This is a genomic window from Mycobacterium sp. (genome assembly GCF_032159565.1).
Classification (GTDB): Bacteria; Actinomycetota; Actinomycetes; order Mycobacteriales; family Mycobacteriaceae; genus Mycobacterium.
The window spans coordinates 1-13,431 of the sequence record NZ_JAVHWR010000118.1 but is presented as its reverse complement, the minus strand read 5'-3'; the positions used below and the strand labels follow the sequence as shown (position 1 = coordinate 13,431).

The window sequence follows — 13,431 nt, the reverse complement described above, 5'->3', positions numbered from 1 at the left end:
CCAACGCCGCCAACGTGTGCGGCATCTCATACACCAGCGCCTTGGCCAAACCCAGGTGCCGACCGCCGCGCGCCGGGGAATCCCGCCGCGCCAACGCCACCTCACTGGCCACCCCGCGACCCTGCCGGGCCCTGGGCACCCCGGCCGCCGCCTCATCGGCGCGCCGCAACTCCTCCAGCGCCACCGCCGCACGCGCCTGCTCAGCCGCCGCCGCCGACTTCACCCGCTCCAACTCGGCGATCCGCTCAACCAACGCACCTCGTTCGCGATGCTCGAACATACATTCGAATATAGTTCGGCGGTCTGACAAGTCTCGTCAGCCGTGCCGGGCGGCTTCCTGGGCCAGCGCGACACGCGACGTGATGCCGAGCTTTGAGTAGACGTGGGTCAGGTGCGTCTGCACGGTGCGATGGGACACGAAAAGCCGCGAGGCGATGTCCTTGTTGCCGAGTCCCTCGGCGACCAGCCGAACGACGTCGTGCTCCGTCGGCGTCAAGGATGCCCAACCCGTCGACGGCCTTCTCCGCTCGCCATGCCCGCGTTGTGCGTAGGAGATTGCCTCTTTCAGCGACAGCGCCGCTCCTGCGGCCCACGCGGTGTCGAATGCGTCACCAAGCGCATCGTGAAGTTTCGTGACGGCCGCCGCGTAGGCCGGTTCGTAGGTCGTGAACCGGACCGTGCCTCCTTGCTGTAGCCGGATCGCTTCTGCCGCACCGCCGAACCGCGCGGCTTCGCGATTACTCCCTGTCGCACAACCCAATTCCATCAGGATCTCGAGTGCATCGGGCACAACCTGATAGACGTGCATGTCCACGGCCATGGTGAGCGCGTCATGCGCATCGCTTTCACCCTGCTCCAGATCGCCCTGTGCGATCGCGACGTGGGCACGCGTTGTCAATGCCCTCGCACGGTGCCAACCCGCCATCGGCGCGACCGAATCATCGGACAACCGCCTCGCCTCGTTGAGGTCACCGCGAACGAATGCGAGCTCCACCGTCGGCATGACGTTCGCGATCACCAGCTCCGGTTGCGCCATTACCCGTTGCCACGCAACGTCGGTGGCTTCGGTTGCCGCAGCGACGTCGCCCATGGCCAGCGCTGCCTGCGCCAACGGCGCCAAGGCCCACATCTCCACGAAGGGGCCGAGCACCGAGCCGAGCTCCACAGCCTCGGCCGATAGTTTCCTCGCTTCGGCGATGTCGCCCCGGTTCAGCATTCCGTGTGCGAGGGCGATGCGCGCGAGTAGCCCGTGGAAGACATCTCCGGCCGCGTCCGCCTCGACGACCAGATCACTGAGCACCGCGACCGCCTCAGTGAGGTGGCCGCGCTGAAAGCTCGCGACTCCGCGACCCCAGAAGCGGCACATGCGGGCAATGAAGCGGTCTCCGGATGCTTCGGCGTGCGCCTCGCCTTCCTCGCCCGCGGCAGCGGTCGCGACCGGGTCCCCCGCCAGGCACGCCGTGTATGAGTGCCACGCGAGGATCTGGCTCAACCGCCAACGGTCACCCAATTCTCTGGCCACGTCGAGCGCCTCGGCGATGTACGGCAGCGCCGATCCGACTTCAAATGCGGCCGCGGCTATGCAGGAGGTGAGTGCGCGGGCGAGCAGGACGGGATCGTCGAGTTCGCGCGCGATGGCGAGCGCTTCTTCCGCCTTGTCGATCACTTGGGCATCTACGGTGAAGGCTCCCAGCACAGCGCTGTCGGCGAGCGACCGCGAACGGACAGCCGCAGTCACGTCTGCGTCCGGGTCGCTCAAGCCGATGGAGTCGAACCACGCCAAGCCCTCCAGCGGTCTGTTTCGCACCAGCCACACCGGGTACAGCGAGCACGCCAATTGCAATGCGCGATCTGTCTCCCCGTGCTCCTGATTCCATGCGAGCGCGGCGCGGAGGTTGTCGATTTCGATCTCGGCCTCGTCCAGCAGGCTTTCAAAGCCAGCGGGCGTCGGCGCGTCGAACTGTTCGGCCATCGACGTGAAGTATCCCCGATGGGCATCGCGAATATCGTCGGCCTCGCCCGACTCGCCGAGCTTCTCCATGGCGTACTGCCGCACGGTCTCCAACAGGCGGTATCGGGTTCGGCCGCTTGCGCTTTCGGCGACGACCAACGACTTGTCGACGAGCAACGCCAACTGATCCAGAATCTGGTGGCGCGGCAGAGCGTCGCCGCTGCAGACGTCCTGGGCGGCGGCGAGATCGAACCCGCTCATGAACACCGACAGCCGGCGAAAGAGGATGCGTTCGGGTTCTGTCAGCAGCGCATGTGACCAGTCGACGGAGGCTTCAAGGCTCTGTTGGCGCCGCACCGCCCGCCGCGAGCCTCCGGTCAGTAGCCGGAAGCGGTCGTGCAGGCCGTCGCGAATTTCGGTGAGCGACAACGCGCGAACCCGGGCGGCCGCCAGTTCGATGGCAAGCGGCATTCCGTCGAGCCGTTTGCAGATCTCGGTGACGGTGACGGCGTCGTCGTCGACGGCGGTGAATCGGGGCCGCACCCGCCGCGCCCGGTCGGTGAACAGCGCGACGGCTTCGTCGGTCAGCGACAGCGACGGCACCCGCCAGGTCACCTCGCCGTCGAGACCGATCGGTTCCCTGCTTGTCGTCACCACCGTCAGGCCGGGGCAAGCCTCGAGCACGGAGGCGATCAGGTCGGCGCTTGCGTCGAGAAGGTGTTCGCAGTTGTCGAGCACTAGGAGCAGCCTGCGATCCCCTATGTGGTGGACGACGCTGTCCATCGTGGATCGGCCGGGCTGATCGGGAAGCCCGAGCGCGCGCGACACCGCGACCGGCACCAGATCGAGGTCGGTGATCGGCGCCAGGTCGACGTATCCGACGTCATCGGGATGAACGCCCGCGACGTGAATCGCCAAACGCGTCTTGCCTGACCCGCCCGCGCCGGTGAGTGTGACCAGTCGGTTCGCGGTCAGAAGCTCGCGCACCTCCGATATCTGGCGCTCACGTCCGATGAAGCTGGTGAGCTGCGCCGGAAGGCGTTGCGCATTCTCGGGTTCCGTCCTTCGCAATGCCGGAAAGTCGTTGCGGATGTCCGGATGGCACAGCTGCAGAACGCGTTCCGACCGGGGAAGATCGCGCAGCGGATGTGTGCCGAGGTCGTTCAGCCAGGCGTCCTCGGGCAGGTGATCGACGACCATCGCCTCGGTGGCGCCCGACAGAAGCGTCTGACCGCCGTGACCCAGATCCCGAAGCCTCGCCGTGCGGTTGATCGTCGATCCGATGTAGTTACCCTCGTCGCGCAACTGGATCTCGCCAGTATTCACGCCGATGCGCAGCCGGATCGGCGCAAGCGGCGCGCGGTGTAGCGCCAGCGCGCACGCGACCGCATCGCTGGCACGGGCGAAGGCGACGACGAAGCTGTCCCCCTCGCCCTGCTCGACCGGGCGCACGCCGCTATGAGCGGCGATCAGGTTCGTCAGCGTGGCATCCAGTTGGGCGATTGCGGTCGTCATCTCCTGCGGCTGGGTCTCCCAGAGCCGCGTCGACCCCTCGACATCTGCGAGCAGCAGCGTCACCGTTCCTGTCGGTAGCCCGCTCACGGCGGAGGCCATACTGCTCCTCACGTCCGCGGGTTCGCTCCACTCGAGTTGGCTCATGCTAGCCAGCATGCGGTCGTGACCGGGGGCGAAACATCAGCGTAAGCGCGTATATCTCCATGCCACCGAGAAAGTACGCTAGGCGTACTATTCAGGGCGAGACACGATGACCGCTCCGATGACCGACGCCCCTGGGGTGGCCGCCCTTGGCCAGGCGGTGCACCGGGTGGCACGCCGGCTACGCAAGCGTGCGGACCTGCCTTTGACGGCTTCGCAGACCTCCGCGCTCACCACCGTGGAACGACACGGCGAGCTGCGGCTCGGAGAGCTCGCCCGGTTGGAGCAGATCGGCAAGTCGACCATGACGCGACTGGTGAGCAAGCTCGAGGACGCGGGCTACCTGCACCGGTGGGTCGACCCCACAGATGGTCGGGTATCCCTCGTGAAGGTCACCGCCCATGGCGCCGCCGTGCTGCGGGAGGCCCGCTCGCGCCAGCAGGCCTACCTGCTGCGGCAGTTCGAGGCACTCGACGCCGCCGACCAGGCGGCACTGCTGGCTTCCGTCACAGCATTCGAGAAGCTGCTGGCGGTCAAGGCGTGAAGCCCTACCTGAACGCGACTTTCATCTCTCTGCGGACCCGCAATTACCGGCTGTACTTCATCGGCCAGTCGGTGTCGCTGGCCGGTACCTGGATGCAGAAGATGGCGCAGGCCTGGCTGGTGCTCGAACTGACCAACTCCGGTGGGTGGCTTGGCATCACACTTGCCGTGCAGCAATTGCCGCTGCTTTTCCTCGCGCCGTGGGGCGGTCTGCTGGCCGACCGAATGAACAAGCGAACGATTCTGATCGTCACGGCGTCGGCGGCCATGATCCCGTCGCTGCTGCTCGGCGTTCTTACGCTGACCCACCACATCAACGTCGGCTTCGTGCTCGGCCTTGCGGTCGTCGGCGGACTCATCGACGCGCTGGACAAGCCTGCGCGACAGTCCTTTCCGAGCGAAATGGTCTCCGCGCCGCACCTGGCGAACGCGGTCATGCTGAACAACATCATCCAGGACACCGGAAAGGTCGTCGGTCCGGCGGTCGCCGGAGTCCTGATCGCCGCCGTCGGGCTGCCGTACACGTTCTTCGTCAACGCACTGTCGTTCCTCGCGGTACTCGCCGGCCTGCTCCTGATGCGACCCGTGGACCTTTCGGCTCCGGACAGAGTTGCCCGTGGCGCAGGCCAACTGCGTGCGGGACTGGCCTACGTGCGCGCCACCCCCCGACTGTTCGGCCCGCTGGCCCTGCTGGCCTCGGTCGGTCTGGTGGCCTACAACTTCCAGCTTCTGCTGGCGCTGCTCGGGCGCGAGACCTTCCACGGTGACGCACGCACCGTCGGCTATCTGCTGGGCGCGCTCGGCGCGGGATCGGTGATCGGCGGCCTGGCGCTCGCAGGTGTAATGCGCGCGACGATCGGCCGGATTGTGGGTGCGGCAACGGTTCTGGCCGTTCTCCTGGTGGCCACCGGCCTGTCGCCCACGCTGGCGGTGGCGTTCGGATCGGTGTTCGCGCTCGGCGCGGCCAGTGTCCTCTTCAAGTCCGTCGCGAGCACCTGGCTGCAGCTGACGGCGGCACCGGCGATGCGTGGGCGGGTGCTCGCACTGCTGGTCGTTGCCATCGGAGGCACGACACCGATCGGCGCGCCGCTGATGGGATGGCTCGCCGAGCAGTTCGGCGTGCGGGCCACCATCATGCTCGCCGGCGTGCTCACCGCGATCGCGGCAGCACTTGCCTACGTGTATCTGCGCCGCACCGCCGATGAGCCCGACGACTCATCGGTTCACCACTCGCCCTTGAGCCGGGCGCGGTAGGACCGGCCGTCCGGGTCGTAGAACGCCCGGTATGCCGGTTCGGCCCATAACCGGGTCAGCAGTCCCAGCTTCTCGGGGCGGTGCGGACGCAGCCGGCCGGGCGGCCGAGCGCCCGTGCGGCCGTTGACATGCCACATCTCGAGCGCCTGTGCCGTCGCCTCGATCGTCGTCACTACAGTGTCGAGGTCGACGAGCCCGTCGTCGTCGCTGCCGTCGGGCGCGCGGTCGAGGTGCTCGCGAATAAGTCGCAGCCGCAGATCCCGTGCGAACTCTCCGGTGTCATCCAGTACCGCACAGGACAGTTCGCTGTCATGAGTCCACGACCTCCGGTTCAAGTTGTCGCTGCCGACCGTGGCCCATACGTCGTCGATCACGCACACCTTCGCGTGCACATATACCGGCGTCCCCGTGTGGTTTTCGACGTCGAAGATGTGCACCCGTTCGGGGTCCGCCGCGCGGCACGCCTCGATCGCCTGCTGTCGTCCAACGAGGTTGGGCGGCAAAGACAGTCGGCCGTCGACATCCGGATATCGCGGCACGACCGCAACCAGGTGCAGTTCGGGATTGTCGTTCAGCGCGCGGGCGAACAGGTCGGCGACCCGCTTCGACCACAGATACTGGTCCTCGGTGTAGATGAGCCGCCTGGCGCGCCGGACGGCCTTGGAATATCCACGCGCGATGCTGCGCTCGCCGTGCGGCGCGAAGTCGTACTCGAAGTGTGCATCCGGGTATGTTCGGAGCACCTGCACCGAGTGTGGACCGCACGGCGGCGGATCGGCAGGTTGATCCGGCAGCGCGCCCGGCGTCAGATCCGCGCCGCGGAGTTTGTCCGCGAGCCACGCGATCGGCGAGAGCATGTCGAGCGGAGCCGGATCGTTCCATCGTTCCCGGAAGGTCGTGTCCAACGCGCCGACGACCGGACCCCGCAGCGCAAGCTGGACGTCATGCCACGGCGGGTGGTCCCCGTACTCCTTGGACATCTGCTGCGCCTGCCGGTCACCGCGGTGCGTTTCGTCGTCGCGACGGGAGTGGCACAGGTCGATGCCGCCTGCGAACGCGACATCGCGCTCGGGTTCGTCCCGATGCCGGATGACGACCAGCTTCTGATGGTGAGAACCGCCGAAGCGGACGCGCTGGTCCAGTAACACCTCTCCGCCCGCACGCTCGATCGCCTCGCCGAGATGCTGGTTCTCCTCCTCGCTGTAGGCGAATTTGTCGAGATGCGAGCGCCACACCAAACCCTTGACGACGACGCCACGCTCGGCGGCTGAGCAGAACAGTTCCCTGATGGTCGGGCCGTCGTCGCGCATCTTCTCGTCGGGGTCGCCGCGCCAGTCGGTGAAGAACAGGTAGTCGCCCTCACCGAGCACCTCGACCTCGCTGACCAGCCGGTCGAAATACGTCGCGCCATGGATCAGCGGCTCGGCGCGGCTGCCTTCGCACCAAGCGGGAATCCTGCTCGCCGGGTTGCCTCGCTCAGCCGCTGTGAGGAACCAGTCTGCGAGCTGTGGCACGCGACCCGGATAGCCGTAGGTGATCATGTCCAAACGCACCGCCGCCGCACGCGGTCTGTCAAGATCACCGCATGCTCGCAGTCCGTCGCGCCCTCGCACTGGTCTGCGCGCTGCTGGTGCTTGCGGGTTGTGCACCCACAACGCCCCCCGAGAAGGAATCGCCTGCGCCGACCACCGAGCCGGCCAAGGCGGATGCGGTGATGACGATCGTGCGCGACACGATGGCGCAGAAGCATTTGAAAGCGGTGCTCGTCCGGGTGACCGTCGACGGCAAGGAGGTCGTCACACGGGCCGTCGGCGACTCGATGACGAACGTTCCCGCGTCGACCGACATGCATTTCCGCAACGGCGCTGTGGCTATCTCCTATGTTTCGACGCTTCTGCTGATCCTCGTCGACGAGAAGAAGGTCAGCCTGGACGACAAGCTGTCCCAATGGCTGCCCGACGTACCGAACGCCGACCGGGTCACCCTCGGCCAGCTCGCCCAAATGACCTCCGGCTATGTCGACTACGTGATCGGCAACACCGAGTTCGAGAAGGCGCTCTATCAGGACCCTTTCAAGCAGTGGGAGCCGGATGAGCTCCTCGGCTTCGCGACGTCCAAGCCGCTGCTCTACGAACCCGGCACGAACTGGAACTACGCGCACACCAACTATGTGCTGCTGGGCAAGGCGCTGGAAAAGGCGACCGGAGACGACATGCCGCGGCTGCTCGAGGACAAGGTGCTTCGGCCACTCGGACTGACCAACACCGCCAATTCGTTCACCCCGGAGATTCCGGCGCCTGCGCTGCACGCATTCACCAGCGAACGCCGCAAGGCGCTCGAGATACCCGGCGGCACACCGTTCTACGAAGAATCGACGTATTGGAACCCGTCATGGACGATCACGCACGGGGCCATCCAGACGACGAACATCTACGACATGGAGGCCAGTGCGTCCGGGCTCGGTTCGGGCAAGCTGCTTTCCAAGGACTCGTATGAGAAGTTCAAGTCGACCGACCTGCGCGGGAAGACCCGCGCCATGGCGGGCTGCACCACCTGTATGGATTCCAACGAGAGCTATACGTACGGCATGGGCATCGTGATCTCCGGTGACTGGCTGGTGCAGAACCCGCTGTTCGCCGGTGAGGCCGGCGTGATGGCCTATCTTCCGGCCAAGAAAATCTCGGTGGCGATCGCCGTCACCTACCAACCCGAGGCGTTCGACGACCAGGGTAATTACCGTAACGAGGCGGACACGCTGTTCCGCCGCATCGCCACCGAACTCGCCCCGGACGACGCGCCGCCGATGCCTCCGAAATAATCTCTCACCATGGCACCGCAAGTGTTGTTCATCCACAACGAGCACATGGCGACCGAAGGACTTCTCGGCGAGGCGTTCACCGAATGCGGCTATCAGGTCACGACATTCGAGGTGGTGCCCGCCGATCGGGTGGACGACCCGGTCGGCGAGGTGGCGTTCCCCGATCCGGCCGGCTACGACGTGGTCGTGCCGCTCGGCGCACGGTGGCCGGTGTATGACGAGGCACTGCGCCAGACCTGGGTGGGCGCAGAGATGCAGATGCTGCGCGATGCCGCGGATGCCGGAGTGCCCACGCTCGGCGTGTGCTTCGGCGGTCAGTTGCTCGCCCAGGCCTTCGGCGGGACGGTGGCCCGGTCGACGGAGCCCGAGATCGGCTGGTACGAGGTGGCATCCGACGACGAGGACCTGATACCCGGCGGCTCCTGGTTCGAATGGCATTTCGACACCTGGACGCTGCCCCCTGGCGCCACCGAGATCGCGAGAACCGCGAACGCATCACAGGCCTTCGTGCTCGGCAGAGCCCTCGGGCTGCAGTTCCACCCTGAAGTGGATCACGCGCTTCTGGACGTCTGGCTTTCCGACGATCGCAACGGCGAGGTGGCCAGCGTCGGCCTCACCCATGACGAGTTACGTTCGGCGACAAGGCATTTCGAGAACGACGCGGCCCGCCGCATCCGCGCCCTGGTGCGCGGCTTCCTATCGAGGGTCGCCCGTCAGCCGTGTCCCAGCTGATGGGCCAACGCATCCTCGACGGTGGCGTGCCGAAACCGGTGCCCCAACTCGGTGAGCTTCGTCGGCACCACCCGCTGGTCGGCCTCGGCCAGCTCGCGGGCGCCCTGACCGCCAAACAACAGGCAGGGCCCGAACGACGGCACAGGCACCAGGGCGGGCCGGTGCAGCACACCCGCCAGCGTTTTGGTGTAGTCGGCGTTGCGCACGGGCGTCGGTCCGACGGCGTTGACGGGACCGACCAGCCGGGCGTCGTAAACGGCGCGGTAGTAGACGTCGAGCAGGTCGTCGATACCGATCCAGGACAACCATTGCTCGCCGCTGCCCAGACGCCCGCCGAGACCGGCCAGAAAAAGCGGTCTGAACAGCCGAAGGGTGCCGCCCGCCGCCGCCTGCACGATCCCGGTGCGCACGGTGACCACCCGAATGCCGGCGTCGTCGGCGGGAGCTGTCGCCGCCTCCCAGTCCGCCACCACGTCTGCCAGGAAACCCTCGCCGCGCACGCTCTCCTCGCACAGCAGCGCGTCACCGCGGTCGTATCCGTAGATGCCGATCGCCGAGGCGCTGACGAACACCTGCGGCCCGTCGTCGGCGTCGGCCGCCGCCTGCGCCAGCCTGCGCGTCGGCTCGATGCGGCTGTCGCGAATCGCGTCCTTGTGGCCGTTGGTGAATCGACCCGCTATCGAGGCGCCCGCCAGATGGATCACGGCGTCGACGCCCGATAACAGGTCGGCTGCGGGGGCTTCGGGCCGCCACTGCCGCTCGTCCTTGACGCGCGCGGCCCGGCGCACCAGCCGAATAACCCGGTGCCCACCCGCGGTAAGCAGCGCCGTCAGGGCCGATCCGATCAGCCCGGATGCGCCGGTGACGGCGACGACCATCGGCTCGGCGCCCGCGGCGGTGGCGTCGCGGTGGGCGGCGAGGTCGTCGGCCAGCTGGCGATGCCGGTAGACGAACGTCGGCCGCAGCGCTGCAGCGGGCACCGTGGTGTCCACCCCGTCGCGCACCGTGGTGCCGCCCCCCGGTGCCTCCGAGAACTCGTGGGTGTGCCGCCACCAGCCGATGACACGCGGCGGCAGCGATCGCGGTCCGGCCGAGGACAGCACGTCGACGAACCGGTGCGGCGGATCGAAACCGTCCCGATCGTGCTGGGCGATCCAGCGCAGGCCGCCCGGCAGGCCCAGCACCGCCCGACCATCGGCCAGCGACTCGGTTTCGGCCACCACCGACATCGGCTGCCACGGCGGAACGAGCCGGCTCATGGCGCCCGGCCTGGTGTGCCAGGCGAACACCTCGCCCAACGGGTGGTCGACGACGCTCTCGTACTCGATGCCCATGGTTCCTTCCGGCTAGGTTCCAGTGATTCGGAGTCGATGCGGTTTTGGATTGCCCGTCGTAGGCTGAACCAGTCCCCGAAATGGGAAGACGCAGTCATGGCCGGTTGGAGTGGGCTCGCCCGAAAAAGCGCGAGACGTACCTTCCGGGACCGCCGTGAAGCCGGCCGGGTCCTGGCTCAAGGGTTGGCGGCCTATCACGGCAGAGACGATCTCCTGATCCTGGGCCTGGCCCGCGGCGGCGTGCCAGTCGGCTGGGAGGTCGCGGCCGCGCTCGGGGCACCGCTCGACGTCTTCCTCGTCCGCAAGCTCGGCGTGCCACAGTGGGAAGAGCTCGCGATGGGAGCCCTCACCAGCGGCGGTGGCCTGGTGGTGAACGACAACCTGATGAAAAGCCTTCACATCAGCGACAAGGCGCTGCGCGCCACGATCGACCGCGAGTCCGAGGAGCTCAACCGGCGCGAGCTGGCCTACCGGGGCGACCGGCCGCCCGCCGACCCGAAGGGCTTGGTCGCCATCATCGTCGACGACGGAATCGCCACGGGCGCAAGCATGCTCGCCGCCGTTCGCGCTGTGCGGGCCGCACAGCCGGCAAGCGTCGTGGTCGCGGTTCCCGTCGGGCCACCATCGGCCTGCAAGCAACTGGGCCGGGAGGCCGATGACGTGGTGTGTTCGATGATGCCGACGGCGTTCGAGGCGGTCGGACAGGTGTACGCCGACTTCCACCAGGTCTCCGACGACGAAGTGCGCGAACTGCTGGCGACGCCGACGCGTTAGCGCGGGCGGTCTTCCTCGACGACCTCTGCGACATCGCTTTCGACGGGTTCGGCGGCGGGGGCTTCGGTGCTTTCGGCATCCGTGTGAGCCGCCGGCTCGTCCGGATACTCCTCGTCGAACTCCTCGTCGGGCGCCTCGTCGGGCGCCTGCGCCGGGGCGTCGGCGCCACCGCGGGAGCGCTCCCTCAGCGCATCGACGATCAGCAGCACGACGCCGATCACGCTCGCCGCGATACAGACCCAGGCGATCAGCTCATTGCTCGTGACGACCGCGGTCACCAGGGCCGCCAGGCCGATGACGGCGAGCACGAGGGCAACGATCAACATTGGTCAATCCCTTCGCCGAGGGCTTGGGCCTCAGTTGTTACCGCGGTTGAACTGACTGAAGCCGCCGCCGTCGTTGTTGGCGCTCGAGTCGACCGGTGCGGCCGACCCACGCTGGCCGAGTTCTTCGAGCTGAGACTCCAGATAGGTCTTGAGCCGGGTACGGTACTCGCGTTCGAACGTGCGCAGCTGTTCCAGCCGGCCTTCGAGCACGGTGCGCTGCTGATTGATCGTGCCCATGATCTCGGAGTGCTTGCGCTCGGCGTCCGCCTGCAGCGCATCGGCCTTCTCCTGAGCCTGACGCAGCTGGGTCTCCGAGCGGGACTGGGCGTCGGCGAGCATCGAGTCCGCCCGCTGGCGCGCCTCGGTCACAGTGGACTCCGCAGTGGCCCGCGCCTCGCCGACCATCTGGTCTGCCTGGGCCCGCGCATCCGACAGCAGCTTCTCCGACTCGGCCTTGGCGGTCGTGGTCAACCGGTCGGCGGTGTCCTGGGCCAAGCTGAGCACGCGGGCGGCCTTGAGGTGCTGGTCCTCACTGACAGGAGCGGGCGGCGCCTGCGGCGGCGCCTCATATACGGGCTGCGGTGCGGGCTCTGGCTCGGGCTCGGGCTGATACAGCGGGATGGCCTGCGTTGGCTGCCCTCCACCGCCTGCGCGCGCGCTCGCCAGCTCATGCTCCAGTTCCGCCACTCGCTGACGGAGGTCGGCGTTCTCTTCCACGAGGCGGGTCAGCTCGTTTTCGACCAGATCGAGGAACGCATCGACCTCGTCCTCGTTGTAGCCGCGCTTGCCGATGGGCGGCTTACTGAACGCGACGTTGTGGACGTCGGCTGGAGTGAGCGGCATTTTCTGCCCCCTAGATGGTCAGGACCGTCAATCGATCTCAAAGTGTAGAACGTCAGTGGAGTAACTGGCGCCCATCCTGTCACACCAGACCCTGCGGTTGCGGGTGAGGCCGATAATTAAGAGCGAAATTCAAACTTCTTATGCCCAATTCGACGCGTGGCAAACGGCGAGGGTTGCGGTGTTAAGCCGCGGCGCTGAACGCGAGTTGCATACCGATGAAGGCGACGAGCAGCAGCACCATGATCGACAGATCGAATCGGATCGCCCCTATCGTGAGCTGCGGAATGAGCCGTCGCAGCAGCTTCACCGGCGGATCCGTCAGCGTCATGATCACCTCGAGGATCACGACGGTGACGCCCCTGGGGTGCCAGTCGCGGCTGAACGAGCGGATGAACTCGACCACCACTCGGGCGATGAGCAGCAGCCAGAATACGAACAGCGCAAAACCCAGAATCTCAAAGAACAGGGCCAACTAAGCCGACCTCACTACAGCCGATGTGACTTTCGATACAGGCCGCGGGCCGATGCCGGCCGGCGCGATGTCGCCAGCCTACCCGCCCCGTGCCGACCGGCGGGCCTACTGATAGGCGTAGAAGCCGGTCTCGGCGATCCGTCTGCGATCGTCGGGAGTGACGTCGACGTCGGCGGGCGAGAGCAGAAACACCTTGGTGGCGACCTTGTCGAAGGAACCACGCAGGGCGAATGCCAGGCCCGCGGCGAAGTCGACGAGTCGCTTGGCGTCGGCGTTGTCCATGGTGACCAGGTCCATGATCACTGGGGTGCCGTCGCGGAAGCGCTCACCGATGGTGCGGGCCTCGCTGTAGTCCTTGGGCCGCAGCGTGGTGATCTTGGCCAGCGGGCTGCCCTCTTCGAACAGCGCCGCCATCCGGCGGGGCTCCATCGCCACCGCACCCCGGGTGGCGCCGCGCAGTGTGTTGAACCGCGGGCGCTCGAACTCGCGTCGGCCGCGGAAGGATTCTTCGTCGAGATAGCCGCCCCGGTAGCCGGCCGGAACTTCGGCGAACTCGCGCTCGAACTCACGTCCACCGATGCGCTCCTCGTAACCCCTGCTCTCGAGACGGCCGTAGCCATCGTCTTCGAAGCGCTCTTCGCGGGGCCGCCGGGAGTAGGGCCGAGACGAACGGTCCTCGTCGTCGTAGTACTCGTCGTCGTAGTCGTCCATCGGCGCCATACCGAAGT

12 protein-coding genes and 1 pseudogene are annotated in these 13,431 nt (G+C 67.1%); 5 read left to right on the top strand and 8 right to left on the bottom strand.

Going from position 1 to position 13,431, the window contains the following annotated elements:
- Both QOC76_RS14710 and QOC76_RS14705 read right to left on the bottom strand, forming a co-directional pair.
- Positions 1 to 280, bottom strand: a pseudogene (locus QOC76_RS14710) (HNH endonuclease); the annotation flags it as partial.
- Between the two features lie 36 nt (positions 281 to 316).
- The gene (locus QOC76_RS14705) at positions 317 to 3,622 is read right to left on the bottom strand and encodes a LuxR C-terminal-related transcriptional regulator (RefSeq protein WP_526357573.1); all 3,306 of its coding nucleotides are present in this window, start codon (positions 3,620 to 3,622) and stop codon (positions 317 to 319) included.
- Positions 3,623 to 3,716: 94 nt separating this feature from the next.
- Between QOC76_RS14705 and QOC76_RS14700 the strand changes: the two genes are divergently transcribed.
- Together QOC76_RS14700 and QOC76_RS14695 are read left to right on the top strand one after the other, a co-directional pair.
- Positions 3,717 to 4,151, top strand: coding sequence for a MarR family winged helix-turn-helix transcriptional regulator (locus QOC76_RS14700; protein WP_526357572.1), 435 nt, complete (start codon positions 3,717 to 3,719; stop codon positions 4,149 to 4,151).
- Entirely contained in the window at positions 4,148 to 5,404 is a 1,257-nt protein-coding gene (locus tag QOC76_RS14695) for an MFS transporter (protein WP_526357571.1), read from the top strand. The genes QOC76_RS14700 and QOC76_RS14695 overlap by 4 nt, the downstream gene beginning before the upstream one ends.
- On the opposite strand, the gene QOC76_RS14690 is transcribed toward QOC76_RS14695, so the two are convergent.
- Positions 5,374 to 6,945: a phospholipase D family protein gene (locus QOC76_RS14690; RefSeq protein ID WP_526357570.1), complete on the bottom strand. Its 1,572-nt coding sequence runs from the start codon at positions 6,943 to 6,945 to the stop codon at positions 5,374 to 5,376. The genes QOC76_RS14695 and QOC76_RS14690 overlap by 31 nt on opposite strands.
- Before the next feature lie 44 nt (positions 6,946 to 6,989).
- Here QOC76_RS14690 and QOC76_RS14685 point away from each other — a divergent pair, with 44 nt between their 5' ends.
- Complete coding sequence (locus QOC76_RS14685; protein WP_526357569.1) at positions 6,990 to 8,222, top strand: serine hydrolase domain-containing protein; 1,233 nt, start codon at positions 6,990 to 6,992, stop codon at positions 8,220 to 8,222.
- Between the two features lie 9 nt (positions 8,223 to 8,231).
- Positions 8,232 to 8,954, top strand: a complete 723-nt coding sequence (locus QOC76_RS14680; RefSeq protein ID WP_526357568.1) for a type 1 glutamine amidotransferase — start codon at positions 8,232 to 8,234, stop codon at positions 8,952 to 8,954.
- Here QOC76_RS14680 and QOC76_RS14675 read toward each other — a convergent pair.
- The gene (locus QOC76_RS14675) at positions 8,936 to 10,288 is read right to left on the bottom strand and encodes a TIGR01777 family oxidoreductase (RefSeq protein WP_526357567.1); all 1,353 of its coding nucleotides are present in this window, start codon (positions 10,286 to 10,288) and stop codon (positions 8,936 to 8,938) included. The genes QOC76_RS14680 and QOC76_RS14675 overlap by 19 nt on opposite strands.
- A gap of 96 nt (positions 10,289 to 10,384) precedes the next feature.
- Between QOC76_RS14675 and QOC76_RS14670 the strand changes: the two genes are divergently transcribed.
- Complete coding sequence (locus QOC76_RS14670) at positions 10,385 to 11,062, top strand: phosphoribosyltransferase (protein ID WP_526357566.1); 678 nt, start codon at positions 10,385 to 10,387, stop codon at positions 11,060 to 11,062.
- Here the strand turns inward: QOC76_RS14670 and QOC76_RS14665 are convergent.
- From QOC76_RS14665 to QOC76_RS14650, 4 genes are all read right to left on the bottom strand, one after another.
- Positions 11,059 to 11,388: a DUF308 domain-containing protein gene (locus tag QOC76_RS14665; protein ID WP_526357565.1), complete on the bottom strand. Its 330-nt coding sequence runs from the start codon at positions 11,386 to 11,388 to the stop codon at positions 11,059 to 11,061. The two genes, QOC76_RS14670 and QOC76_RS14665, sit on opposite strands and share 4 nt — an antisense overlap.
- 30 nt (positions 11,389 to 11,418) lie before the next feature.
- Complete coding sequence (gene wag31 / locus QOC76_RS14660; RefSeq protein WP_526357564.1) at positions 11,419 to 12,231, bottom strand: DivIVA-like cell division protein Wag31; 813 nt, start codon at positions 12,229 to 12,231, stop codon at positions 11,419 to 11,421.
- A gap of 181 nt (positions 12,232 to 12,412) precedes the next feature.
- The gene (locus QOC76_RS14655; RefSeq protein ID WP_526357563.1) at positions 12,413 to 12,703 is read right to left on the bottom strand and encodes a YggT family protein; all 291 of its coding nucleotides are present in this window, start codon (positions 12,701 to 12,703) and stop codon (positions 12,413 to 12,415) included.
- Between the two features lie 105 nt (positions 12,704 to 12,808).
- A partial coding sequence (locus QOC76_RS14650; RefSeq protein WP_526357562.1) for a cell division protein SepF occupies positions 12,809 to 13,431 on the bottom strand: 623 nt, incomplete at its 5' end.

Excerpts from the sequence above, each read along its gene's own strand:
- QOC76_RS14705 (WP_526357573.1), bottom strand. The coding sequence starts at position 3,622 with ATGCTGGCTAGCATGAGCCAACTCGAGTGGAGCGAACCCGCGGACGTG.
- QOC76_RS14700 (WP_526357572.1), top strand. The coding sequence starts at position 3,717 with ATGACCGCTCCGATGACCGACGCCCCTGGGGTGGCCGCCCTTGGCCAG.
- QOC76_RS14690 (WP_526357570.1), bottom strand. The coding sequence starts at position 6,945 with ATGATCACCTACGGCTATCCGGGTCGCGTGCCACAGCTCGCAGACTGG.
- QOC76_RS14685 (WP_526357569.1), top strand. The coding sequence starts at position 6,990 with ATGCTCGCAGTCCGTCGCGCCCTCGCACTGGTCTGCGCGCTGCTGGTG.
- QOC76_RS14680 (WP_526357568.1), top strand. The coding sequence starts at position 8,232 with ATGGCACCGCAAGTGTTGTTCATCCACAACGAGCACATGGCGACCGAA.
- QOC76_RS14675 (WP_526357567.1), bottom strand. The coding sequence starts at position 10,288 with ATGGGCATCGAGTACGAGAGCGTCGTCGACCACCCGTTGGGCGAGGTG.
- QOC76_RS14670 (WP_526357566.1), top strand. The coding sequence starts at position 10,385 with ATGGCCGGTTGGAGTGGGCTCGCCCGAAAAAGCGCGAGACGTACCTTC.
- QOC76_RS14665 (WP_526357565.1), bottom strand. The coding sequence starts at position 11,388 with ATGTTGATCGTTGCCCTCGTGCTCGCCGTCATCGGCCTGGCGGCCCTG.
- wag31 (WP_526357564.1), bottom strand. The coding sequence starts at position 12,231 with ATGCCGCTCACTCCAGCCGACGTCCACAACGTCGCGTTCAGTAAGCCG.